This is a genomic window from Vibrio sp. A37 (assembly GCF_059777565.1).
In genome coordinates this window covers 67,507-91,068 of sequence record NZ_JBLNLI010000009.1, presented here as the reverse complement: position 1 = coordinate 91,068, position 23,562 = coordinate 67,507, and the positions used below count along the sequence as shown (strand labels likewise).

General features: G+C 42.0%; 23 protein-coding genes and 1 other annotated feature. Of the genes, 6 read left to right on the top strand and 17 right to left on the bottom strand.

Annotated features, from left to right (window positions below; all coding sequences use genetic code 11):
* Positions 1–5: 5 nt before the first annotated feature.
* Positions 6–902, bottom strand: coding sequence for an ATP phosphoribosyltransferase (gene hisG / locus ACM2FC_RS15925; RefSeq protein ID WP_498481950.1), 897 nt, complete (start codon positions 900–902; stop codon positions 6–8).
* Between the two features lie 55 nt (positions 903–957).
* Positions 958–1,087 (bottom strand) — a sequence feature (His leader region).
* 143 nt (positions 1,088–1,230) lie between these two features.
* Positions 1,231–2,811 carry a Na+/H+ antiporter NhaC family protein gene (locus tag ACM2FC_RS15920; protein WP_498481949.1) on the bottom strand — a complete coding sequence of 527 codons (1,581 nt, stop codon included), beginning with the start codon at positions 2,809–2,811 and terminating at the stop codon, positions 1,231–1,233.
* 835 nt (positions 2,812–3,646) lie between these two features.
* Here ACM2FC_RS15920 and ACM2FC_RS15915 point away from each other — a divergent pair.
* Positions 3,647–4,057: an H-NS family histone-like protein gene (locus tag ACM2FC_RS15915; RefSeq protein WP_498481948.1), complete on the top strand. Its 411-nt coding sequence runs from the start codon at positions 3,647–3,649 to the stop codon at positions 4,055–4,057.
* A 74-nt stretch (positions 4,058–4,131) separates the two neighbouring features.
* Here ACM2FC_RS15915 and ACM2FC_RS15910 read toward each other — a convergent pair whose 3' ends face one another.
* Complete coding sequence (locus tag ACM2FC_RS15910) at positions 4,132–5,436, bottom strand: inosine/guanosine kinase (RefSeq protein ID WP_498481947.1); 1,305 nt, start codon at positions 5,434–5,436, stop codon at positions 4,132–4,134.
* 196 nt (positions 5,437–5,632) lie between these two features.
* Between ACM2FC_RS15910 and mnmA the strand changes: the two genes are divergently transcribed.
* Genes mnmA through purB form a run of 3 tightly spaced genes read left to right on the top strand, consistent with a single transcriptional unit; the run spans position 5,633 to position 8,794 of the window.
* Positions 5,633–6,742 carry a tRNA 2-thiouridine(34) synthase MnmA gene (gene mnmA / locus ACM2FC_RS15905; RefSeq protein ID WP_498481946.1) on the top strand — a complete coding sequence of 370 codons (1,110 nt, stop codon included), beginning with the start codon at positions 5,633–5,635 and terminating at the stop codon, positions 6,740–6,742.
* A 26-nt stretch (positions 6,743–6,768) separates the two neighbouring features.
* Positions 6,769–7,386, top strand: a complete 618-nt coding sequence (gene hflD, locus ACM2FC_RS15900; protein WP_498481945.1) for a high frequency lysogenization protein HflD — start codon at positions 6,769–6,771, stop codon at positions 7,384–7,386.
* A 37-nt stretch (positions 7,387–7,423) separates the two neighbouring features.
* Entirely contained in the window at positions 7,424–8,794 is a 1,371-nt protein-coding gene (purB, locus tag ACM2FC_RS15895; protein WP_498481944.1) for an adenylosuccinate lyase, read from the top strand.
* A gap of 88 nt (positions 8,795–8,882) precedes the next feature.
* Here the strand turns inward: purB and ACM2FC_RS15890 are convergent, their stop codons facing one another.
* The 8 genes from ACM2FC_RS15890 to htpX form a co-directional block, all read right to left on the bottom strand.
* Positions 8,883–9,404, bottom strand: a complete 522-nt coding sequence (locus tag ACM2FC_RS15890; protein ID WP_498481943.1) for a DUF3833 domain-containing protein — start codon at positions 9,402–9,404, stop codon at positions 8,883–8,885.
* Complete coding sequence (locus tag ACM2FC_RS15885) at positions 9,401–10,447, bottom strand: DUF2878 domain-containing protein (RefSeq protein ID WP_498481942.1); 1,047 nt, start codon at positions 10,445–10,447, stop codon at positions 9,401–9,403. The genes ACM2FC_RS15890 and ACM2FC_RS15885 overlap by 4 nt, the downstream gene beginning before the upstream one ends.
* A gap of 2 nt (positions 10,448–10,449) precedes the next feature.
* Positions 10,450–11,697, bottom strand: a complete 1,248-nt coding sequence (locus ACM2FC_RS15880) for a class I SAM-dependent methyltransferase (RefSeq protein WP_498481941.1) — start codon at positions 11,695–11,697, stop codon at positions 10,450–10,452.
* Positions 11,694–12,470, bottom strand: a complete 777-nt coding sequence (locus ACM2FC_RS15875; protein WP_498481940.1) for a DUF1365 domain-containing protein — start codon at positions 12,468–12,470, stop codon at positions 11,694–11,696. Before ACM2FC_RS15875 ends, ACM2FC_RS15880 begins: the two co-directional genes overlap by 4 nt.
* Before the next feature lie 8 nt (positions 12,471–12,478).
* The gene (locus ACM2FC_RS15870) at positions 12,479–13,756 is read right to left on the bottom strand and encodes an NAD(P)/FAD-dependent oxidoreductase (RefSeq protein ID WP_498481939.1); all 1,278 of its coding nucleotides are present in this window, start codon (positions 13,754–13,756) and stop codon (positions 12,479–12,481) included.
* Between the two features lie 12 nt (positions 13,757–13,768).
* On the bottom strand, positions 13,769–14,491 hold the full coding sequence (locus ACM2FC_RS15865) for an SDR family NAD(P)-dependent oxidoreductase (RefSeq protein ID WP_498481938.1): 723 nt from the start codon (positions 14,489–14,491) through the stop codon (positions 13,769–13,771).
* Entirely contained in the window at positions 14,488–14,907 is a 420-nt protein-coding gene (locus ACM2FC_RS15860; RefSeq protein WP_498481937.1) for a nuclear transport factor 2 family protein, read from the bottom strand. The genes ACM2FC_RS15865 and ACM2FC_RS15860 overlap by 4 nt, the downstream gene beginning before the upstream one ends.
* 245 nt (positions 14,908–15,152) lie before the next feature.
* Complete coding sequence (gene htpX / locus ACM2FC_RS15855; protein WP_498481936.1) at positions 15,153–16,016, bottom strand: protease HtpX; 864 nt, start codon at positions 16,014–16,016, stop codon at positions 15,153–15,155.
* A 316-nt stretch (positions 16,017–16,332) separates the two neighbouring features.
* On the opposite strand from htpX, the gene ACM2FC_RS15850 reads away from it, so the two are divergent.
* Positions 16,333–16,494: a hypothetical protein gene (locus ACM2FC_RS15850; RefSeq protein WP_498482036.1), complete on the top strand. Its 162-nt coding sequence runs from the start codon at positions 16,333–16,335 to the stop codon at positions 16,492–16,494.
* Positions 16,495–16,555: 61 nt separating this feature from the next.
* Here the strand turns inward: ACM2FC_RS15850 and bioD are convergent, their stop codons facing one another.
* Genes bioD through bioB form a run of 4 tightly spaced genes read right to left on the bottom strand, consistent with a single transcriptional unit; the run spans position 16,556 to position 20,244 of the window.
* A complete protein-coding gene (bioD, locus tag ACM2FC_RS15845; RefSeq protein ID WP_498481935.1) occupies positions 16,556–17,239 on the bottom strand; it encodes a dethiobiotin synthase in 684 nt (227 codons plus the stop codon).
* A complete protein-coding gene (gene bioC / locus ACM2FC_RS15840) occupies positions 17,236–18,054 on the bottom strand; it encodes a malonyl-ACP O-methyltransferase BioC (RefSeq protein ID WP_498481934.1) in 819 nt (272 codons plus the stop codon). Before bioC ends, bioD begins: the two co-directional genes overlap by 4 nt.
* Positions 18,051–19,205, bottom strand: a complete 1,155-nt coding sequence (gene bioF / locus ACM2FC_RS15835; protein WP_498481933.1) for an 8-amino-7-oxononanoate synthase — start codon at positions 19,203–19,205, stop codon at positions 18,051–18,053. Before bioF ends, bioC begins: the two co-directional genes overlap by 4 nt.
* Entirely contained in the window at positions 19,192–20,244 is a 1,053-nt protein-coding gene (gene bioB / locus ACM2FC_RS15830; RefSeq protein ID WP_498481932.1) for a biotin synthase BioB, read from the bottom strand. Before bioB ends, bioF begins: the two co-directional genes overlap by 14 nt.
* Positions 20,245–20,363: 119 nt before the next feature.
* Here bioB and bioA point away from each other — a divergent pair, with 119 nt between their 5' ends.
* Entirely contained in the window at positions 20,364–21,647 is a 1,284-nt protein-coding gene (gene bioA, locus ACM2FC_RS15825) for an adenosylmethionine--8-amino-7-oxononanoate transaminase (protein WP_498481931.1), read from the top strand.
* 104 nt (positions 21,648–21,751) lie between these two features.
* Here bioA and ACM2FC_RS15820 read toward each other — a convergent pair whose 3' ends face one another.
* Both ACM2FC_RS15820 and ACM2FC_RS15815 read right to left on the bottom strand, forming a co-directional pair.
* Positions 21,752–22,378, bottom strand: a complete 627-nt coding sequence (locus ACM2FC_RS15820; RefSeq protein ID WP_498481930.1) for a DUF2057 family protein — start codon at positions 22,376–22,378, stop codon at positions 21,752–21,754.
* A 79-nt stretch (positions 22,379–22,457) separates the two neighbouring features.
* Positions 22,458–23,561, bottom strand: coding sequence for a porin (locus ACM2FC_RS15815; RefSeq protein ID WP_498481929.1), 1,104 nt, complete (start codon positions 23,559–23,561; stop codon positions 22,458–22,460).
* Position 23,562 lies beyond the last annotated feature (1 nt).

Below are 23,562 nucleotides of genomic sequence, written 5' to 3'. Positions count from 1 at the left end.
TGCCGTTACCCCATCATCTTTTCAATTGGCAGAACAAGAATAGAGCTAGCACCTAGTTCTTTAAGTTGCTCCATAGTTTCCCAAAAGAGATTCTCTGTACTCACTAGATGTACCGCCACTTTTGTTTTGTCTGAAGCAAGTGGTAATACGGTTGGATCTTCAGCTCCAGGAAGCAAAGCTTTGACCTGTTCTAACTTTTCTAATGGCGCGTGTAGCATGATGTATTTTGATTCTTTTGCTTGCTGTACACCTTGCATACGAGTTAACAACTTTTCAATTAACGCCGTTTTATCCTCGTCAAACTCACCTTTACGTTGAATCAGAGTGGCTTTAGATTCAAAAATCACTTCTGCTTCTTTTAGACCGTTGGCTTCCAAAGTTGCACCCGTTGAAACGAGATCGGCAATCGCATCAGCAAGACCAGCACGTGGAGCGACTTCAACTGAACCCGTCAACATACAGGTACTGTATTCAATTCCTTGCTTTTCCATATAGGCTTTCACAAGCTGCGGATAGGTAGTCGCAATTCGCTTGCCCTCTAGGTCTTGTGGGCCAGAGTATGTTTCGTCTTTATTTACTGCAATAGATAGTCGGCAGTCACCGTAGTCTAAACGTCGCAGCGCGACAAATTCACACGCTTCGCCCGCGGCTTTGCGATCCAATCTGACTTCTTCTAACTCGTTCTCTCCGATAAAACCAAGATCGACAACACCATCCATAATCAAACCGGGAATATCATCATCACGAACGAGCAGCAAATCAATCGGCATATTAAGAGAATGAACAACCAAGCGCTCACCCATGACATTAAATTTAACTCCACATTTCTTGAGTAACTCTTGGCTATCTTTACTCAAACGTCCTTTCTTTTGGATTGCTATTCTTAGGCGTTGTGCTTGCATGATGTCATTCCTAGTTAACAGATTAATTTCTACTGTTTTGCCATAGTTTAAAGATATAAAAAAACCCTCGGGGCTGAATTTCCCGAGGGTTTGAATCTTTTTAATTGCATTCACCTCCGGGAGTCAAATCTCCCGGGTACGCGCTCATCTCCCCGAAAGATTATTCTGGGTGATGGTGGTGATGATTGTTCATTTTAAAATTGCGCATACTTCTCTATCTGTATTAGCTCAGTGGTACACCTAGACACTAACCAAGGCAGATTTGTTTTGCAACCCCTTTTTGAAATTTTCTTATTCAATAAAGGCTAAAGGGGGCGCAAAAAGCAATTTAGCTTGCTGTAACCATTCGAGCGCGAGACAAGACCGAAAATAACACACATACCAAAGCAAAAACGGCACTTGATATCAGTAGTGAAAGCATCAAAGAGCCTGTGACTCCAAGCACAATAAAGCCAATGCTAGAAATAAAGGCCACGGCGAGCGCATAAGGTAGCTGCGTAGCCACATGGGCAATGTGATTGCATTTTGCACCTGTAGAAGAAAGAATTGTGGTATCCGATATGGGAGAACAATGATCGCCAAAAACTGAGCCCGCGAGTACCGCACTCAACATCGGTAATATCAATGAAATATCAATAGTCGCCGCCATATCGCCTGCGATTGGTAACATAATGCCAAATGTTCCCCAAGACGTACCTGTTGAAAAAGCCATCAACCCAGACAACAGAAATAGAATAACTGGTAACCATTGAGGATTAATATTTCCTTGGGCCAGTGTAGAAAGGTAGGTTCCGGTTTGCATATCACTGATGACCTTACCTATAGTCCACGCAAACAGAAGTATTATAATCGCGCCTTTCATTGATTTAGCGCCAAGCCACAATGCTCGCACAACCTCTCGAGCTGGTAACTTTTGTTTCAACGTTATGGATAACGCGAACAAAACACCAACCAAGCTGCCGAATATGAGTGACATTCCTACATCGGTATTTTCTAATGCGGCGAAAACAGAGAATACTTTTCCTTGTTCTGCTAATGTTTGGCCGCCTGTATACAACATGGAAGAAAAGGTGGAAACAATGAGTAAAATAATTGGCGAAACCAAATAAGAAACTTTGCCATTGTCACTTTCTTTTATATCAAGTTCACTTTCCTGCGAAAGAGGTTCATTTTGGTCGCCATTCTCCTGTGCTTGAGAAGCAAGGATCTCATGTTTACGCATTTGACCAATATCTAGAGAGAACCACGCCACCACAAACACCATCAGAAGTGCAAAAATGGCATAAAAGTTCATCGGGATAATCCGCAGGTACGCACCAAGTGCCGAGTATTCAACCACCCCGTGAGAAATAAGAATCCCGCTCACGATAGTCATGATGTAGGCCCCCCAGCTAGAAACTGGAGACACGACACAGATTGGTGCAGCGGTAGAATCCAAGATATATGCCAATTTAGCTCTAGATACATAAAACCTATCGGTAACTGGACGCGATATAGAACCAACAGCCAAACTGTTAAAATAGTCGTCAATGAATATGAAAACACCTAGAAAAGCAGCTAAAAGCTTTGAACCTCTTTTGCTTTTAACTTTGCTTTGCGCCCAAAGAGCAAAAGCTTTGGTTCCTCCAGATAAGGCAAGTAAGGCCGTCATCATCCCTAATAGCAGCAAAAAGCCAATAATACTCATATTCCAGCTGTTCAACCCACCTTCTTCAACGAATACACCTGATATAGTTGAACTAAGGTAATAAGTCGATTCGGAAATGGAATAATTCGTTAATAAGAAAGCACCCAATAAAATGCCAATACCTAAAGAAACAATGACATGTCGAGAAATAATTGCCAGACTTAATGCAATAAGAGCAGGAAGTAAGGATATAGGAGAAGAGCTAAAGTCAATTAAATTCATGATCTGCAAAACCAGTTAATAAACGGTTGAAGACCTACTGCACAAACTAAATAGAATATCTACCCTAATTATTATTTAGATCGAAAAAGGGTATTCATCACCCAATTTTACAGCAGCGATCCTTCGCGTAAAATAGTATAAGCTACGAGTGAGCTATCTCAAATAGATAACTTTTCCAGCAAAATTTTGGATGAAACGAGCATTACTATGTGAAAAGATCTTTAACATATACTGGTCATTTTGTATCGAATATATGCAAAAGACCCCTGCCCCTTACAATGATACCAGTACTATTGTTGAGGCTAATCCAATAAATTAACCAAAGTCTAACTTAGTCAGTATCAAAAGGGTAGCTAATGTTACTTTAATCAGTACGTAGTGCAATATTAGTTACCTGTAAATTTGTTACAAATGTTAATCTGTAATTATCTTTTACAGTTTTATGAAAGCTCTTATAGCCCTAATATGCATTGAGTATTAGGACACCTATATAGCAAGCACCAATATTCATAATTGAACTTTATCTGAAGTACGAACTTTGAGCATCCTGGCATAATAGTTTTGATATACCAAGTTAAAAACTGTGGGGAATGTCAACCTTTCGGCAGTTCAGCTTATTTTGGGGTGTGAGACAAGCAACGTATGTTGTATTTAAAATTCGTTTTTCTTTTGCAAATCGATTAGATTTATTGACATCTTGCCACTAAACTTTGGCTACAGGGAAAAAATGATATTTTGCAAAGAAATTAATCACTATTTGCAACGATATTATTGTTTTCATCTTAAATGCAGTTTAATATTATTGAGTCGTTTGTATTAATTCATAGGAATAGTAATGTCGGAATTAACTAAAACTTTATTAAATATTCGCAGCCTACGTGCTTTCGGTCGCGAATTAACTCTTGAACAACTTGAAGAAGCGCTAGAAAAGCTGACTACTGTTGTAACTGAAAGACAAGAAGCGGAAGCAAAAGTGCGTGAAGAGCAAGCAGCTCAAGAAGCTAAGCTTTCTGCTATTGCAGCTCAAATCGCTGACGCTGGTATTGACCCAGAAGCGGTTATTGCAGCACTATCTGGTGAGAGTAAATCAAAAGGTAAATCTAAGCGCGCTCCTCGCCCAGCGAAATATAAGTATACAGATCCTGTATCTGGCGACGAGAAAACTTGGACAGGTCAAGGGCGTACGCCATCAGCAATTCAAGTTCAACTTGATGCAGGTAAGACACTAGACGATTTTTTAATTTAATTGCCTAGAAAAGAATTTATAAAAAAGCCGCAGATATTGCGGCTTTTTTATTTTTAAGCTTTATTGAAAGAGAATTATCTTTCCCAATATGCTTCTTCTAAGCTGTCTTCTCTCTCTGGCAATCCACGTGACAGCCTAGGGGAATGTTGAGCTAATACTTCATAACTCGCCCTATTTGCATATTTACAGACTTGAGAAAAAGACGAATATGTCAAAAACGTATGATTGTGCTTACTGGAATTGGGGACATTTTTCTTGTGGTATTTATTCGCAGCCATGTCATGTAATAAAGCTGAAAGTGCTGCATCTCCTGCCCCATTGGTATTCTTTATTTTTTCTGGCCCACCCATATAAGGAGATATATGTGAATATACCCTAATAGGGGTAGTACACATACTTTTCTTGGCTGGTCGACTGAACTCATATCGATTAAATTCTGCAATTCTACCTGGTAATAAGGGTAACGAAGTTTCACGCTTTGCCGAATTTTCCGTATAGCCTGCCATAAACAAACCTAATGGCCCAGCAGTACATAATACAATATCAACCCATTCTAGCGCGTTATTCGCAGCTAATAACGGATCACTTTCTCCCGTTAATGCTTCTGCTTCTTCTTCATTCATTGCCACAACAGTGACATTATCTCGCAAAAAGTTTTGCCAGTATTCTCGATCATCCTGAATAACAAATTTAGTACCAAGAGTTAATACAACAGGAACATCATATTTCTTTGCATATTCTATTGCTTTCATGGTTGCATCTGGCATCGGATCACCATCTTTACAACGTACTAAATAAGCAGTTAAGACTAATGCAGAAGCATTTTTAAATATGCATTCCTGTATACTTTCCGGTCGCAGTTGATTCATTTGACCTTCACTAATAGCAAAAGTTCGTTCACCGTCTTCAGTTATAAGGGTGAAGCAACGGCCAATTGGCCCATCTACTGCTTGCAGATAATTCAAATCCATTCGACTTGAGGTATTACACAAATAGCGATAGCCATAACTACCTATCTTAATATCTTGACTCATGACACCTAATAGTGTCGATTTATCATCAGCTAATACCGAGTAATTATGCAACGTATTGCCAATCGTACCGCCAGCAAACTCATTGGTAATCAAGCGATTTCTTACCAACTCTTGGTATAGCTTTTCTGCGGCTTCATCGTCAATAACTAAAGAGTGTCCTTTGCTCAGCTGAAATTTTTCTATCAAATCAGTCGTGACTTTTGCTTCTATATCTACCAGTGTCTGATCTATACCAATAATGTGGGTATGAGACATATTCTTATCTTGCTTATTTTGGCTAACCAGAAGGTCACGCTCATCCACAGGAAAGTAGTGTTTGGATTTTCGTTGTCCAGGAAATTTCATAGTACAGATTCTAAATTGGCGATAAAAACGGAAGAATGCGAATTTTACATACACTATCTTCTATCAGCAATATTCGATCGAATAGCAAACGTTTGCCTTGGAAATTAATAACACTTGAGATTTGGCTCTCAGACCTGTCCCCAAGCATAGCTTTCTGTTAGAATCTGCGTCCAGTTTATGTATGTGGTGTATTTTGATGTCGGACAATAGTCAAAAAAAAGTAATCGTCGGTATGTCTGGTGGCGTTGATTCTTCTGTCTCTGCTTATCTATTGCAGCAACAAGGGTATCAAGTCGAAGGCCTTTTCATGAAGAATTGGGAAGAAGATGACGGTGAAGAATATTGTACTTCTGCTGAAGACCTAGCAGACGCACAAGCCGTGTGTGACAAGCTCGGTATCGAACTGCACACTATCAATTTTGCTGCCGAATATTGGGATAATGTATTCGAATATTTCTTATCCGAGTACAAAGCGGGACGTACTCCCAACCCAGACATCTTATGTAACAAAGAAATCAAATTTAAAGCCTTCTTAGAATTTGCTGATGAGGTGCTCGACGCTGACTACATCGCAATGGGTCATTATGTTCGCCGCACATTCGACGAAGACAGCTCACAAGTAAAAATGCTGAGAGGTTTGGACAATAATAAAGACCAAAGTTACTTCCTTTATACATTAAGCCATGATCAAGTTGCACGTAGCCTGTTTCCTGTCGGTGATCTTGAAAAACCAGAAGTTCGCAAAATTGCCGAAGAACAAGGCTTAATTACAGCGAAAAAGAAAGATTCAACGGGCATCTGTTTTATCGGTGAGCGCAAATTTAGAGACTTTTTATCTCGTTATTTACCTGCGCAACCGGGTAAGATTGAGACGCCAGAAGGCAAAGTCGTTGGTGAACACCAAGGGTTGATGTATCACACTCTAGGTCAGCGTAAAGGACTACTTATTGGTGGTCAAAAAGGCGGTGGCGGAAACGAAGATCCTTGGTATGTTGCAGACAAAGACCTAAAACGTAATGTTCTTATCGCGGTTCAGGGCGCAGATCATCCGTTGTTGAAATCGAATGGTTTAATCGCTTCACAGCTGCACTGGGTGTCTCGAGAAACAATTACCAAGCCAGTAAAATGCACGGTAAAAACTCGTTATAGACAACAAGATATACCATGTACCATTACACCAATTGACGACACAAGCATTAAAGTTGAGTTTGATGAGCCGCAAGTGGCAGTCACACCAGGGCAATCAGCTGTCTTTTATGATGGTGAGGTTTGTCTTGGAGGCGGTATCATCGAGCAACGGATTTAAACGATTCAATTAAGGAGTATTTATACGTGGCTAACACAATTTATGACCGCACAATCGCATTTGCCGGTATATGCCAAGCTGTCGCTTTGGTTCGAGACGTCGCAAAAAATGGTCACTGTGATTCGCACGCGTTTGAAACTTCACTTAAGGCTATATTGAGTACCAATCCTAGCAGTACAGTGGACGTATTTGGCAGAGAATCTGACCTAAAAGTTGGTCTTGAATGCCTTATTGAAGGCATAGACAACTCGACGGCCGGCAGTGAAGTGACCCGTTATATTATTGGTATTCTTGCTCTTGAGCGTAAACTGAATGCTCGTCGCGATTCTATGTCACAATTAGGCGACCGCATTCAGATGCTTGAGAGACAAAGTAACCATTATGATTTACTTGATGATCAAATGATCAGCAACTTGGCAAGTGTCTATCTAGATGTCATCAGCCCTATAGGCCCACGTATTCAAATTACGGGCACGCCAGAGGTTTTGCAGCAAACTGGCAATCAACATAAAGTTCGCGCTTTGTTACTTTCAGGTATACGCAGCGCGGTCTTGTGGAGACAGGTGGGTGGTAAACGTCGACACCTCGTCTTCAACCGAAAAAAAATAGTCGAGCAAGCAAGAATATTGCTGGCTCGAATGTAGTCATCCCCAAAGTGTAATTATTATTCAGGAGAAAAACATGGAACTGTCAGCCTTGACTGCTGTTTCACCGGTAGACGGCCGCTACGGAAGTAAAACGATTGCGTTGCGCGAAATCTTTAGTGAGTTTGGTCTCCTAAAATACCGTACTATCGTTGAAATTCGTTGGTTACAAAAGCTTTCACAAACCGACGGCATCAAAGAAGTTCCTGCTTTTAGTGCAGAAGCGAACCAGTACCTAGACAACATTGCCGCAAACTTCGGTGAAAGTGATGCAGCACGAATCAAAGAGATCGAGCGCACTACCAACCACGATGTAAAGGCAGTTGAGTACTTCCTAAAAGAGAAAGTTTCAGCCCTTCCTGAGCTTGAAGCGGTCAGTGAATTTATTCACTTCGCTTGTACTTCTGAAGACATCAACAACACCTCTCACGCTCTTATGTTAAAAGAAGCGCGTGAAACTGTGATTCTTCCAGAAATTCGTAACATCATTGACGCTATCAGCAAGTTAGCAGAAGAATACCGTGATATTCCTCTACTTTCTCGTACACACGGTCAGCCAGCCTCGCCTACTACTATGGGTAAAGAGATGGCAAACGTTGCATACCGTATGGAGCGTCAGTACAAGCAGATCGAAAACGTTGAGATCCTAGCGAAAATCAACGGCGCAGTAGGTAACTACAACGCTCACCTTTCTGCTTACCCTGAGTTAGATTGGCATACATTCAGCGAAGAGTTCATCACTCAATCGCTTGGTGTAACGTGGAACCCATACACCACTCAGATTGAGCCGCACGATTACATCGCTGAACTATTCGACGCAATTGCTCGTTTCAACACAATTTTGATTGACTTCGACCGTGATGTTTGGGGCTATATTGCTCTTGGTCACTTCAAACAAAAAACGATTGCTGGCGAAATTGGCTCTTCCACTATGCCGCATAAAGTTAACCCAATTGACTTCGAAAACTCTGAAGGCAACCTAGGCTTGGCGAACGCAGTATTTGGTCACCTAGCACAAAAGCTGCCTATTTCTCGCTGGCAACGTGACCTTACGGATTCTACCGTTTTGCGTAACCTAGGCGTTGGTGTTGGCTATGCTATTATTGCCTATACATCTACCCTAAAAGGTATCAGCAAACTAGAAGTTAACCGTGAAGCGCTATTAGCTGAACTAGACCAAAACTGGGAAGTACTTGCAGAGCCAGTACAAACTGTAATGCGTCGTTACGGCATCGAAAAACCATACGAGAAGCTAAAAGAGCTCACTCGTGGTAAACGTGTTGACGGTGAAGCAATGCGCAACTTTATCGACGGTCTAGAACTACCTGAAGATGAAAAAGCTCGCCTAAAAGAGATGACCCCAGCGAACTATATTGGCCAAGCAATCGAGCTAACTGATAAGCTGTAATACTCTTTTCATCACGTTTAAAGCCTCGATTCAGTCGAGGCTTTTTGTTAAGCAAACATATAGTTAGCGAGAATTTTTCGTACTGGTATCACTTCTGAAAAAACAAAGTAATCCTTGCCACCTCGAAACCAAATTTCCTCACAGATGTAATGTTGAATACGTGGCGTTCATCTTGGCGATATAGCCAATCGTCGAAGGACACTTCATAGCTACTGTCGCCAACTTTAAGGTCAAAGTCATACTGCCAATGTAGCGCATTGCCCTGCTCTCTTCCTTTGGCAATGCCAATTATATCGTCCGCTTTTCCTTCATAGCTTCCATCAGTTAAACGAGTGATTACCCAAGTGCGCTGCGTTTTTTCACCATCATCAAAAACGAAGTCTTCTTTCAATGTGAGAGTATTTCCTTTGATTGTTCCATCTAGTGTTACTTCAAAGCGTCGGGTTTGCTTGTTTGAATAATCTTGCACCATTCCCCAAGCTTGAGACTGACCAGAGAAATACTCAAACAAATTGAAAGCAGGTTTAGTTTGATTGTAATCATCAATGTCACTCGAACAACCTGCAAGAAACACACAAAATACAAAGCACCATTTTTTAAGGCTAGTCACTTCGTTTCTCCAACTAATTGAGCTCTTAGTCGTGGATATTCACCCTTGGGCGACAACCAGATAGCGAGAAAAGCATCATTGAGCTGTGCTGACGCTATATTACCAATAATTCTGTCTTCATCACCCGCTTGCGAGTAATAGAATTGGCCTGTGTTGCCATCTGTGACGTACGTTAACCGCTCTTTATCTGAGATGTTTGGGAAAATATCCTTTAGAAATTGCAGCCATAGAGCAATTTGAGCTGGCGAGTAACCTAGTTTTATCCACTGCTTTTTAGTAGCGGTAAGCAAGTCTTCTTTGGCGATGTTTCTTTCATAATCGATTTGCAGCGCAAGTGGATGGGGTGTGATGTCTTGTTGTTGTACATATTGTCCATCAGGAGAAAGCAATTTCGCTTGGTAAATATCAAAAAATAGCCAAGAGAAATCAGCCTTACCCACGACGGACCAACTTTTCCACTCTTTATCCCAGCTTTGATTTTCTGTGGTCGCCTGTGCTTCATCTGAATATGGAAATACCATCAACAGAGCCAACATTATTTTTGCCGAAGTGCTTTGAGAATCCATATCTTTAGATGTGTTAAACATCTTAACGATAAACCAAGCTAACACACTCCACTCGATAAATAATACGCTGAGTGTTAGCCATAAGTTGTCTACGTGAGCGGCACCTAGTTTAGCCCCAGCGAAATAACTTAAAGCACCAGCTAATCCGACAATCGGTGCAAAAATCATCGTCGAGTATCGATTAACTATGGGCATTAGGTAGAATGCATACCAAGCAAACCCTAACCACAACCCCATCAGCCAAATAGGTAGATGTGACGTTGAAAATTCTAATAATCCAAAATGAATATTTGCACTATCAGTTGCGATACCCATTAACGCAACAGCAGCAAGTTTAGTTAACGGGAGGGATTTCCAGCTAATTGCGTAGGTTGCGGCAACCAAAAAAAGCAATAGCGACTGCCATTGATAAGTGCCCAATACAGCGATAAACCACAGTATTTGAAACCAAGTTGAGATAACAATTAGCCGAGTCATAGTTACAACCTCTCAAAGGTCAAATGGACGGTACTTATACTCTTCGCGTTAAAACCGCCTTCACAGTAGCAAAGATAGTAACGCCACATTCGAATAAACCTCTCGTCAAACCCTTGCTGACGAACCGCTGATTTCTGAGCCTCAAACCGTTCGCGCCACTCCTTTAAGGTTTGCGCGTAATCGAGGCCGATATCATATAAATCCCTTAACACTAAGCTAGTATGCTCGGTTGTCGTCGACAACAGGTTGGTCACGGACGGCAGCAAGCCTCCGGGAAAAATATACTTCTGGATAAAGTCGACACTGTTGGAATAGCTTAAGTAGCGTTGGTCTGCGATGGTTATCGCTTGCAACACTAATAATCCGTTCGGTTTCAAGAGCGAATAACATTTTGAAAGGTAGGACGATAAGTACTGTTTACCGACAGCTTCTACCATTTCTATCGAAACGATTTTGTCAAACTCTCCTTCTAGCAAACGATAATCTTGGTCAAGCAGTTCTATCTTGTCGGTCAGACCTTCTTCGACAATACGTTTTTCGGTATAATCATGTTGCTCTTGAGAAATCGTGGTCGTCGTGACACGGCAACCATAATTCTTTGCCATGTAGATTGCCATCGCGCCCCATCCGGTACCAATTTCTAGTACGTGGTCGCTTTCTGATAGCTTCAGCTGCTGACACAAACGCTCCATTTTGTTTATTTGAGCCTGCTCTAAATCGCAATCTTGAGAGTATATGCCCGATGAATAAAGCATATTTTTATCTAGGAAAAGCTGGTAAAAATCATTACCTAAATCATAGTGAGCATGAATATTCTCTTTAGAGTTTTTAAAGGTATTTCTCTTAAGCCAGTGGCCCAGCTTTTCAATCCATTTAGTCGCAAAGCCAATATTTCCGTCCCAGCGGTCAAGAGCATTTTGATTCAGTGCTACTAACTCAACTAACTCGGTCAACTCCGGACTATTCCATAAGCCTTCCATATAGGCTTCTCCGGCTCCGATGCTTCCTCTCCTTAATATGCAGGTATAAAATTCCGCATCGGTAATGTTTAATATCGCGTTTGGGTATCGCTCAGACTGCTCTCCAAAAGTAACGAAGCTTTGAGAGTCTGTAGATAAATCAACGAAAGACTCATTGACTGTCAAAGTGCCTTTTTTTATGCCCTGCATAAGCTTAAAGATAATTTTCCTGGCACCAAGCTGAACTTTTGTCAGCTGACAAGGGGCTAAAATAGTATCAGAGTTGATCATTTCCCTACTCCTTGAGAAGGCTCTTTCTGTTGAGCCTGTGTATCAGAATATTTTGGGTGACTATAAAAAGGCGCACCCTTAATCCACAATTTCGCCGCTTGCCAGTAAATACTCGCAACGACTTTGACTGTCATAATTGGTGTTTTTAATAGCTGGACAAATAAACGACCTGAAGAAAATCCATAAGATTTCATCGACAACAAAGCGTCAAACTCTTTACGCTCTCTAGAGCAGCTTAAGTGGACAAAGAGGTTTTCATCTAAAGGCTTTAACACCCAGTCGTATGTCTGGTCGATGGGATTGAATGGAGAGACATGAAATGCTTTTTTATGCTGCCATGTCACGTTGGTTTCGCCACTTTCGATCGGAATAGCGTAGTAATGACGTTCGTTCCAAGGCGTATTGCTCACTTCCGCAATCACATAGCGCCAGTTGTCGTCTTCATCATAGAGGTAGTAAAAGTTAACTGGGCTAAAATAAAGACCGAGATAACGCAGATGTACCACAGCAACAATACGCCCTTCAATTCTATCGCCAGTTAGCTCAAACAATTTGTCAAACAGAGCTTGCTTAATATCACCACTGCCGCAATAGTCACTCCTACGAAATCGCGCCCAATGCCACCAACGTTCTCCAAAACCCCAAATCTGCTTTTTTAACGTATCTAACTCGTCAAGATCGATACCTAGCATGAACATCTTATAAGAAAGAGAGTGCTTAACCGGACTAAAGCGGCGGTGATTTACGTAACCAATCAAAATCTTGCTATTCATGGCAAACCTCACACTGCTTTTTTATTTTCTTGGCTTAGAAAGCGAATGCCTTTAACTACATCTAAGGCGCTTTTTACGCCATCCTCATGAAAGCCGTTATACCAATACGCTCCACAGAACCAAGTTCGGTTTGCCCCGTTTATTTCGTGTTTTCGTACTCTAGCTTGGATAGACTCGATGGAAAATACTGGGTGGTGATAAACAAATGAGCGTAGCACCTTACTAGGGTCGATTCGCTCAGTACTATTTAACGAAACACAGAATGTATGTTGTGATTCTATGCCCTGCAAAATATTCATATTATATGTAACCGAAGGGAGCATCTGACGACTTTCTTGGTGCTCGTCTATTAGATAGTTCCAAGAAGCCCAAGCTGATCTGGATTGTGGTAGTAACGATGTGTCGGTATGAAGAACCACATCATTTGCTCGATACATCATTTCTTTTAAAACTTCATTTTCACCTGCCGTTTTATCTGAAATGAGCTCATAAGCTTGATCACTATGGCAAGCGAGAATGACATAATCAAAACGTTCAACGCCTTGAGAGCTTTCTATCGTGACACCAGCAATATCTCTTTTGACAGAAAAAACCGGGCAATTAAGTCTGATGTTATCTTTAAAGCACCGAGTAAGTGGCTCAATATAGCTTCTGGAACCACCCGGTATGACGTACCACTGAGGGCGATTAACAATATCTAAAAGACCATGGTTTAAGAAGAAACGGAAAAAGAATGTTGCGGGTAGCTTGCGAATATCCGACATACTCGACGACCAAATCGCAGCTCCCATTGGTAAAATGTAGTTATCACAAAAATAATGACTAAATGAATAAGACTGCAAAAAGTCACCCAAGGTATGTTGACTATTGTTGGTTAGCTTTTGGTTGTACTCTTTAGCAAGCTTGTTAAATCGCAGAATTTCAAGAATAAAGCGATAAAACTTTGGATTGAGTAGATTACGTTTTTGCGCGAACAACGTGGCTAATGTATGACCGTTATATTCAAGCCCCGACGCTTCGTTTTTGACACTGAAGCTCATTTCAGTTGGATTTCCTTGGATACCAATCTCTTCAAGCATCGCAATAAAGTTAGGATACGTTCTGTCATTGAACACAATAAAACCCGTGTCTACTGCGTACGATTCTCCATCGACGTTAACGTCCACTGTCGCCGTGTGCCCACCAATGTAGTTATTGGCTTCAAACAAAGTGACGTTGTGCTCTTTGGATAGGTGGTAACCACAAGTTAATCCTGAAATACCCGTTCCTATTATTGCTATATTCATTGTCTTTCCTTATTAACTTACCAGCTTCGACGTTATAGCCATCTGCCACTTATACGGCATTAACCCAATGACGCGCAGGACCGAAGTAAACAAGAAAGGAAAATAGATAAAGCTTTTGCCTTTCTTAATTGATTGCCTTATGGCGTCAGAAGCCTCTTCCACTGATATCATCATCGGCATTGCAAAGGTGTTCTTATCCGTTAGCGGCGTTTTTACAAAACCGGGATACACGACTGCAACATCAATCCCTTTCGGTTTCAAATCCAACTTTAACGCTCGAGCAAAGTAGCTAACCGCAGCTTTAGAAGCACCATAAGCTTCTGCCCTTGGCAACGCCACTTCGCTGGCGATAGAGCCTACAATCACTACCTTGTGCTTTTCCTGAAAGTGATGTTGCATCGCTTCCACACTGTTTGCTAAACCAATAACATTAGTGCTCATCACCCTAGCCATTAACGCAGCATCAACCACTCCGTCATCAATATATTCACAGTCTCCAGCATTCAGAATCCAGAGCTCTGGCTGGACGGGTAACTCAGATAAAACACTTTTCGCCTGATTGAGATCTGTAATATCAAACTTCACAGTGTGTATACGCGGAGAATAGTTAGAGAGTTCATCCAGCTTTTCAGGATTTCTTCCGCAAGCAACAACGTTCCAACCATTGCTCGCGTAATCCTTGGCGAGTTGCAAGCCAATTCCTGACGTTGCACCAGTTATGAGTACCGATTTCATGAGCCAAGTTTCCGTTTGATGGATTTGATGATTACTCCTAGGACTGGAATATGCTCATAAAGCATTTCTCCAAGGTCGAAGTAATCTCGATGATAAATGACTTTGTTATCATCCAGCTTAAGGTGGCTAATGCCTCGAACGTAAACCAATTCTCCACGATTGAGTTTTGAATGACGCAAAGACATGATCCACACTAAGAAGCCGGTGTCTCCGGATTGATAAGTTTCTTCGATTGAAAAATCGCACTGAATGACATTGGAGTACAAGTTCGCAAAATACTGCTCTAGATTCGCCCACCCTTCTATACGGTGCGCGGCGTCCTCAAATACAATATCTTGATGGTATACGTCTTTTAGGCTGCTTAAGTTAGCCTTGTTTAACTTCTGAAAAACTTCACCAACGCTCTCTACGTTCATCGATTTACAATCCTTTTCGTGATGCTCCATAAATTCGATACTTTTTATACGTAGGGATAAAAAGAAACGATCAGTGGTTTGGGAGACTTCTTAATCAAACAACTACCCGGCCACAAAAAACAAGTGAGTATTAGGACTTAATAGCTTAGAAAGGTGATATTTAACAAACTGTTTTGTCTGCAATTTTTAAGTAGGCATAAAAAAAGCTTGGCGGTTAGCCAAGCTTTCTTCTGTAATGGTATCTACTACATATTTCGTAGAGCATTAATTCGCTTATCTAATGGTGGGTGACTCATTAGCAATTCGGTCAGCGTCTTCTTACCGTTTATGCCGAAAGCCATCATAGAGCCTTCTAGGTGAGGTTCATAGCTCATCTTCAAGCGCTCTAAAGCTGCAATCATTTTATGTTTACCAACTAGCTGAGCAGCGCCAGCATCGGCATAAAACTCTCTACGTCTGCTGTACCACATGGTAATAAAGCTCGCTAGGAAACCAAACACGATATCCAAGAATATCGAAACGGCAAAATATACGAGTGTACTGCTGCCTTGACCTTCTTCATTGTCGTTAGACGCAACTATATTGGCGATAAAACGAGATAGGAAAATAACGAAAGTATTCACAACACCTTGCAATAAAGTCATGGTGACCATATCGCCATTCGCAATATGGCTCATTTCATGGGCCAATACGGCTTCCGCTTCATCGCGAGTCATATTGTGAAGAAGGCCAGTTGACACCGCAACTAACGAGTCGTTACGCTTCGCACCGGTGGCAAATGCGTTCATGTCAGGTGCATCATAAATTGCAACGGTTGGCATACCCACACCAACCTGCTGCGCTTGACGACGAACCGTTTCTAATAACCAATGCTCAGTTTCATTTCTTGGATTTTCAATGACAACGCCACCAACAGATCTCAATGCCATTCCTTTTGACATGAGCAATGAAATAAACGAGCCCCCAAATCCGAATACAGCAGCTAACACCAATAATCCAGACAAGCTTCCTTGTTGTATTCCGGTAACTGCATAAACTATATTCAAAACAATACCAAGCACGATAAGAACGGCTAGGTTAGTTGCTAAGAATAACAAGATTCGTTTCATTAACTTTCTCCCAATGAGCTGTCTGCTAACTTTACTAAACAATAAATTTTTGTAATATGAGCCTACACAGGTATAAAAACACTCGTAAGCTTTCCATTTTAATTAGCCTATACTTTTTATACATATAGTCCAGAGGCAAAACTTCAAGATTTCACGACAAATTGCAACAATTAGTGACCCATATAAAAGTCAACGTCTTTATAGTATTAGTTTAGACTTTAGTCGTATTGAGATCACATAATAAAACTAGTATCGTACTGGATATAATAACAATATTAGTATAACTAACACACACAAGGACTAGGCTATGGTGGAAATGAGCAACTATAAAATGGCTATCGACTTACTGTGCTGCCACTTAGGTCTTACTGAAGACGAAGCGAAGCAACAGTTAGGTATCTCAGCAGAACAACAAGCACAAAAGACAATTACGGAAAAAGACAGACAAGCAGCGATTGGTATGTCTGAAGAAAAGTAAATTGACGATAATTTTCTTTACGCTCCTATAAGGGCTGCAGTAGCAGCCCTTATTTTTTGCGTTACGAATTCAGAATAGCTTCAGGCTTGATGTATTTAGACAAATCTTTCCTTGTCACGCTTGGCAGATAAGGAATTTCACCAATTTTAGGCGCGGCAATTTTTTGCTCAAGCATTTTGATGATCTCAGCGTAATGTTCCGTACCAGGATTCACTCTGTTCGCTACCCAACCAACAATTTCTAAGCCGTCAGCTCGAATTTGCTCAGCAGTTAAAATAGCATGGTTTAAACAGCCAAGTTTAATCCCTACAACCAACACTACTGGCAGCTTTTCTCTCTTCACCCACGTTGACAAGTAATCTTCGTCAGAGACAGGGACACGCCAACCGCCAGCTCCTTCAACCAACACAATATCTGAATTCGTTTTGTGCTTGGCCAGCTTTTCACTCAGCACTTGATAATCGATCTCAACGTTCTCTTTCTTCGCCGCAATATGCGGAGAAGCGGGTAACTCTAGAGCATACGGATTAACGTCATCATAAGCGACTTTTTGAGTTGCGGCCTGTTGAAGGTGCAGGGCATCGGAGCTACGAAAGCCTTCATCTGTATTATCACATCCTGCTGCTACAGGTTTGTAGCCAATAGTCAGTAGTCCTTTGGTCGCAAAAGCATTTAATATTGCTTTAGATGCGACAGTTTTTCCAACATCCGTGTCTGTTCCCGCAACAAATAGTGCATCAATCATAGGTGAATAACCCCCAAACATACCTGATAACTAGCAGGTAAGAGACCTAAATGGTTCTTGAAAACTTCATACGCTTGCTCAACTTGCATAAGCGCTTTGCGACTTGTTAGCCCTTGTGAACGACCAACAACATGATTAGCACCAATCCCTTTTAAATCACGCATTAGATCAAATGCAGACTGGTACCAAACCGTAATTTTCCGACAGTCTAATTCATGGTCGACACAATGAGATTGCGCTAACGCAATTTTTACTTGATTGTTACTTATGAAGTCATTGACATGTTGATACGAATCAACGTTCGCCCACGCTTGTTTGAGTTCAGAGAGTGAACCATCCAGCAAGGTTGAAAAGAAAAGTGCCCCATTCCCCTTCGCAACGCGCTTCATTTCCCGTAAGGGTACGACTAAGTCTGCACACCATTGTAGTGCCAAACTAGAAAATACAAAATCGACGCTGCTATCCTCTAACGGCAGTTTCTCAGCATCTGCGAGTAAATAAGTTACGTTGATGTTGCCGCAACGTTGCTCAGCGGCAGTAAGCATACCAGCAGAGATATCAACACATAGGACATTTGCACCACGAGCCAATAGCTTTTGTGTAAAAAAACCTGTTCCACAACCTAAGTCGAGTACAACTTTACCGGACAAATCTTGTGGTAGCTTGTTGAGCAACTGCTGTCCAACATTTCGTTGCAGTTCTGCACAATTATCATAGGTGCTAGACGCTTTACAAAATGCACTGGCCACCGCTTCTTTATCCACGATCTCGCTACCAATATAAGTTTGGGCTGAGTTTGAAGTGCCAAGCATCATAAATTTATTTTCTCCATTGCACTTAGAACTGAATCGCACAAGTTGCCGACCTGCTCTTTGCTATGATTCGCTGTAAGTGTCAGTCTTATTCTAGCTTGGCCTTTTGGTACAGTAGGTTGACGAATAGCCGTGGCCCAAAAACCCTGTTTTCGCAACAGATCAGCGCATGCAAGTGCATTTTCGGCTTTACCAATAATCAAAGGCTTAATTGGAGTTTGAGTATCAATATAACCATTTATACCTTCAAGCTTTTCACGATAAACAGATTGCAATTCGGCGAGTTTGTCTCGGCGCCACTGCTGAGATTGAATCATTGTCAGAGCATGATGAAGTGCATGCGCTTGGGAAGGTGGAATTGCCGTCGAATAAACATGATGGCGAGAAAACTGAGTTAAATAGTCTCCTACCTGTTCACTGCACAAAATCGCTGCGCCCGATAAACCAAATGCTTTGCCGAAAGTGACAACCAAAATTTGTGGTTTCACACCTTGCAAGAAAGTACTTCCTCGCCCATTTTCACCTAGCACACCTATACCATGAGCATCATCAACGGCTAACCACGCTTTTCCTCGACAGGTTTGCTCAATCTTTTGCAGTGGTGACTGGTCTCCGTCCATGCTAAATACACCTTCCGTCACAACAAGAGAATGACTTTCTTCATCTAACAGATCAGAAAGGTGCTCGATACTGCCATGCCTAAACCGCTTCATAGTGGCTGGACACAAGCTGCCTGCTTCCATCAAGGAAGCATGATTGAGTTTATCTTGAATTAACAGATCGCCCTTTTTCATCAAGCTAAACAGCAAAGCTTGATTCGCGGAAAAGCCAGAGCTAAACAAAATAGCGCGATCATATTCAAGCCAGTCACAAAGTGCTTGCTCAAGCTTTTGATGTGCATGACTAAAGCCAGTGACGAGTGGAGATGCGCCACTACCACACCCATAAAGAGCCAACCCTTGCTGCCACGCTTTCGCTAACTCAGCATCCGCCGCTAGCCCTAGGTAGTCGTTGCTAGAGAAGTTGACGTATGGACGGTTTTGAGACACCAGTTCGGCAGTATTACCGTGTTCAAACGGCACTAACCTCCTTGTTAATTCCTCTTGCCGCCTTTTTTCAAGCGCTTGGGAAATTCGAGAATCAAACACTGGCATCGTAGAATAAATCGTCTTCCGCTGGTCGCGCCGCTACTTGTTCTACAACTTGGTCAAGCAATTCACTTTCTTGAATCACGTCTGGCTTCTGTACAACTTGCTCGCTATTGATACCTAACCTCTTAAACAGTTGCATATCACTGTCTTCATCTGGGTTTGGCGTAGTCAGTAACTTACAACCGTAAAAAATGGAGTTCGCACCAGCCATAAAACAAAGCGCTTGAGTTTGCTCATTCATGCCTTCACGGCCTGCTGATAAGCGCACTGCAGATTTTGGCATCATGATGCGTGCGACAGCGACTAGCTTAATAAAGTCGAAATGATCCACATCTTCTACTTCTTCTAAGGGAGTGCCCTTCACTTTGACCAACATATTGATTGGCACACTCTCTGGTTGAGTTGGCAAGTTGGCGAGTTCAACAAGCAAACCTGCACGGTCATTGGTGCTTTCGCCCATACCAATAATGCCGCCTGAGCAAACTTTCATCCCGGCATCACGAACATGGGAAAGCGTATCTAAACGATCTTGGTAGGTGCGGGTAGTAATGATATTGCCGTAATATTCTGGAGACGTATCCAAGTTGTGATTGTAGTAGTCTAAGCCAGCATCAGAAAGCTCTTTCGCTTGCTCTGAAGAAAGCATGCCAAGTGTCATGCAGGTTTCTAAGCCGAGATCTTTCACACCTTTAATCATCTGGATTAAGTGCGGCATATCGCGCTCTTTTGGATTTTTCCATGCAGCACCCATACAAAAACGCGTTGAGCCGGCATTTTTAGCTTTCTCGGCAGCATCTAATACACGCTCAACTTCCATCAAGCGTTCGCGCTCAACGTCAGTGCGGTAATGAGCACTTTGCGGGCAGTATTTGCAATCTTCAGGGCACGCACCTGTTTTAATAGAGAGCAACGTACTGACCTGAACATAGTTGTGAGGGTGATATTGCCTATGCACTTGCTGCGCTTGGAAAATAAGATCCATAAAGGGTTTATTTAACAGTTCACGTACTTCTTCTACAGTCCAGTTTTGACGCACTTCCACAGAGCTACCTTTTTATTAGAGGGATAATTTTGTTGGCTAGTCTACCGACAAGAGATAAACTGTCAACATATCATAAAAATCAAAGTTTACAATTGGTTAATTTTTAATCTGAGGGCTTTATGGATTTAGAGTTTGATCGTCAGCACATATGGCACCCTTATACTTCCACCATTGATCCACTCACCTGCTATCCAGTTGTTGGTGCTAGAGATGCCTACTTTCAATTAGAAGATGGCAGAGAAGTAATCGATGGTATGTCTTCTTGGTGGGCAGCCATTCATGGTTATAATCATCCCCACCTGAATGCTGCTGCTCATGGGCAAATAGATAAAATGTCTCATGTGATGTTTGGTGGCATTACCCATGAGCCCGCCATTAATTTATGTAAGCGACTGCTTAACTTGGTTCCTGATAACTTAGAGCATGTGTTCTTGGCGGACTCTGGATCCGTTTCTGTTGAGGTGTCTTTAAAAATGGCGCTGCAGTATTGGCATGCAAAAGGTGAAAAACGGCCAAAGTTTTTGACTGTTCGTGACGGTTACCATGGCGATACCTTTGCCGCTATGTCGGTGACCGATCCAAACAATTCGATGCACTCTCTTTACAAAGGCTTTTTGCCAGAACACATTTTTGCCGAATCGCCAAAAACTGGCTTTTGGGATGACTGGCAACAAAGTGATATTGACGATTTCAAGCAAAAGCTAACGGATCATCATAATGAAGTGGCAGCTGTTATATTAGAGCCCATTGTGCAAGGCGCTGGAGGAATGCGACTCTATCACCCTGAATTTTTGCGCCAAGTAAGAAGCTTGTGTGACGAGTTTGGTGTGTTGTTAATTTTGGACGAAATCGCAACAGGTTTTGGTCGCACTGGAAAACTGTTTGGTTGTGAACACGCTGGTATCAAGCCAGATATTATGTGTGTGGGCAAAGCATTGACTAGCGGCTACATGACATTATCCGCTGCTATCACTACCAAAGTAGTGGCAATGACAGTATGTGGCGGTGAAGCTGGCTGCTTTATGCATGGCCCAACTTTTATGGCCAATCCACTTGCTTGTGCTGTGGCCAACGCGAGCTTAGAGTTGATTGAAAAAAACGATTGGCAGGCACAAACAAAACAAATTGAACAACTGTTCGCAGAGCTTTTACCAAAACTGAATCACTATGAATTAGTCAAAGATACTCGCTGGCTTGGCGCGATTGGTGTAGTGGAAACCACCAAGCCCGTCAACATGGAGCCCATTCAAAAGCTGTTTGTAGAGCATGGCGTTTATATCCGGCCATTTGGCAGGCTCATTTATATGATGCCGCCATTTATCAGTAAACCAGAGCACATAGAAAAACTAGTGAGTGCAATTGAGGCTGCGTTAAATAGCCCTGAGTGTTTTCAAAGCTTATAACAAACGCTATTTTCTTCGCATTAATAAGGGAGCCGACACTTGGCTCCCAACATATAGCAATGAGACTATTATCTATTAAATCTTGTTCGATTCCCCCTAAATAATTAGGACTGGGATTTCACCCACTGCTCAAACTGTGCACGCTCTTCTTTGTTAGCGCGGCTATACCAAAGCTTAAGCTGAAGAATATTTTCGGTTTCACCAGTGACCGCTTTACCACCATTCGTTTGTTGGATTTCTTTTTTCAGCTCGCGGATTTTGCCCGACTCAAATACTAGGCCGTGTTCTTTGTTGTAGCTGGTGATTAACGCCAATACATCACGGTAAGGGAAGGCACCTTCTGGAGCAGGAAGGACGAATTGTTTACTATCGATCTCTTTGCCATCGGCAACAAACTTGTAAACCGGTTTCTTTGCATCGGAAAGTTCTTTTACTTTTGAGTAACGATTAGAAGCAACACTGACATCTACAGTTTTATAATCTTTACTGTTAATCACCACCACATAAGGATAAAAGCTCAAATACTCTCTTTGTGCTCCCTTTTGTAATCTAGCCCCAAACTCTAGTACTAACTGGTTCTCCCCTGGCTGCAACTCCACAGTTTTGCTTTCTACTTTTTCACCATTCAATATGGCAATTTCAACTCCTGTATTAGCTTTTAAAGTCGTTGCAGAAACCAAACTGGTAAAGGTCAATAAAACGAACCCCAAGAAAAACTTCTTAAATAACATACTATTCTCCTTAATAGCTCAAAAGAAAAAGCCAACGTAACACGTTGGCTTTAGATTTAATACTAAGTTTGTTAAGAACTTAGAAAGTGTAGTATGTACCTACTACCCATGAATAAGCATCTAGATCAGCTGTTGCAAAGCCGTTTCCTGAGTCTGCTGTAGCTGTTTGGTACTCCACGAATGCTAGAAGGTTGTCTGACACTTGGTGATCTACACCAATAAGCCATGTTGTAACGTCTGCGTTATTAACGTCAGCAGTAGTGCTTGAAGAAGAAGTAACGGTTGTTGCTTTATCGTTAGACAATAATGAGTACGTCGCATACACACGAGTGCTATCAATTGTGTACGCTACAGCAGCGCCAATTGAGTTACCTTCGTAGAAAGTACCTGTAGTGGCAGAGTTACCAGCATCCCAGAAACCAAAGTCAGATACACCTTCATATGCTACATAAGTTGCAGCTACATAGAGACCACCAAACGTAGCAGAAGCAGAAGCGCCTGCTTTGTAATAATCAGTACCTGCGTACGTTGAATCAGTAGTAGTAACGCCAGTAGCCTGATCACCAGACTGATATGAAGCACCTAGAGAGAAAGCACCCATAGTGTAGTCAGCTGAAACACCTACTGTAGGAGATACACCATCAGTTTGGTCAGTTGTCACGTCAGCAACAAGAGTAAGGTTGTCGACACCATAGAATTTAAACCCAATACCGTGGCCAGCAGACTCAGTGTGGTGGCCACCAGCATTACCTAAGTAATAACCTTCGTTAGTGATGTCGTCTTTCTCAGTAGCGTCCATTGAGTCCGCCCAATCACCATGTTCACCAGCAACCACACCCCAAGTGTCAGTTTTCACACCAGCATATAGGTCATCAAATGTAGCACTATAAGCACCGTTATCTTCAGGTAGCCAGCCAGATCCAGCTTCGATCTCAAATGAACCAAATGCTGTGTATCCGTTACCTAGGTCATGCTCAGCATCAACTTGAATTTTTGCCCATAGATCAACATCTGTGTTGTACTTATCTTTGGTTGTAGCGCTTGTATCGCGCTGCCAGTCAGAAATGTACGAGTCAATCTCACCTTTTAGAGACACTTTTGAAGTATCTGATCCATAGATTTGTGCTGCGTTTGCAGTACCAGCCGTAGCTAGCACCGCTAGAGCGATTAGCGTCTTTTTCATA

What these genes read in the sequence shown, in the direction of transcription:
- hisG (WP_498481950.1), bottom strand. Translation starts at nt 902, where the DNA reads ATGCAAGCACAACGCCTAAGAATAGCAATCCAAAAGAAAGGACGTTTG.
- ACM2FC_RS15920 (WP_498481949.1), bottom strand. Translation starts at nt 2,811, where the DNA reads ATGAATTTAATTGACTTTAGCTCTTCTCCTATATCCTTACTTCCTGCT.
- ACM2FC_RS15915 (WP_498481948.1), top strand. Translation starts at nt 3,647, where the DNA reads ATGTCGGAATTAACTAAAACTTTATTAAATATTCGCAGCCTACGTGCT.
- ACM2FC_RS15910 (WP_498481947.1), bottom strand. Translation starts at nt 5,436, where the DNA reads ATGAAATTTCCTGGACAACGAAAATCCAAACACTACTTTCCTGTGGAT.
- mnmA (WP_498481946.1), top strand. Translation starts at nt 5,633, where the DNA reads ATGTCGGACAATAGTCAAAAAAAAGTAATCGTCGGTATGTCTGGTGGC.
- purB (WP_498481944.1), top strand. Translation starts at nt 7,424, where the DNA reads ATGGAACTGTCAGCCTTGACTGCTGTTTCACCGGTAGACGGCCGCTAC.
- ACM2FC_RS15885 (WP_498481942.1), bottom strand. Translation starts at nt 10,447, where the DNA reads ATGACTCGGCTAATTGTTATCTCAACTTGGTTTCAAATACTGTGGTTT.
- ACM2FC_RS15880 (WP_498481941.1), bottom strand. Translation starts at nt 11,697, where the DNA reads ATGATCAACTCTGATACTATTTTAGCCCCTTGTCAGCTGACAAAAGTT.
- ACM2FC_RS15875 (WP_498481940.1), bottom strand. Translation starts at nt 12,470, where the DNA reads ATGAATAGCAAGATTTTGATTGGTTACGTAAATCACCGCCGCTTTAGT.
- ACM2FC_RS15870 (WP_498481939.1), bottom strand. Translation starts at nt 13,756, where the DNA reads ATGAATATAGCAATAATAGGAACGGGTATTTCAGGATTAACTTGTGGT.
- ACM2FC_RS15865 (WP_498481938.1), bottom strand. Translation starts at nt 14,491, where the DNA reads ATGAAATCGGTACTCATAACTGGTGCAACGTCAGGAATTGGCTTGCAA.
- ACM2FC_RS15860 (WP_498481937.1), bottom strand. Translation starts at nt 14,907, where the DNA reads ATGAACGTAGAGAGCGTTGGTGAAGTTTTTCAGAAGTTAAACAAGGCT.
- htpX (WP_498481936.1), bottom strand. Translation starts at nt 16,016, where the DNA reads ATGAAACGAATCTTGTTATTCTTAGCAACTAACCTAGCCGTTCTTATC.
- ACM2FC_RS15850 (WP_498482036.1), top strand. Translation starts at nt 16,333, where the DNA reads ATGAGCAACTATAAAATGGCTATCGACTTACTGTGCTGCCACTTAGGT.
- bioD (WP_498481935.1), bottom strand. Translation starts at nt 17,239, where the DNA reads ATGATTGATGCACTATTTGTTGCGGGAACAGACACGGATGTTGGAAAA.
- bioC (WP_498481934.1), bottom strand. Translation starts at nt 18,054, where the DNA reads ATGATGCTTGGCACTTCAAACTCAGCCCAAACTTATATTGGTAGCGAG.
- bioF (WP_498481933.1), bottom strand. Translation starts at nt 19,205, where the DNA reads ATGCCAGTGTTTGATTCTCGAATTTCCCAAGCGCTTGAAAAAAGGCGG.
- bioA (WP_498481931.1), top strand. Translation starts at nt 20,364, where the DNA reads ATGGATTTAGAGTTTGATCGTCAGCACATATGGCACCCTTATACTTCC.
- ACM2FC_RS15820 (WP_498481930.1), bottom strand. Translation starts at nt 22,378, where the DNA reads ATGTTATTTAAGAAGTTTTTCTTGGGGTTCGTTTTATTGACCTTTACC.
- ACM2FC_RS15815 (WP_498481929.1), bottom strand. Translation starts at nt 23,561, where the DNA reads ATGAAAAAGACGCTAATCGCTCTAGCGGTGCTAGCTACGGCTGGTACT.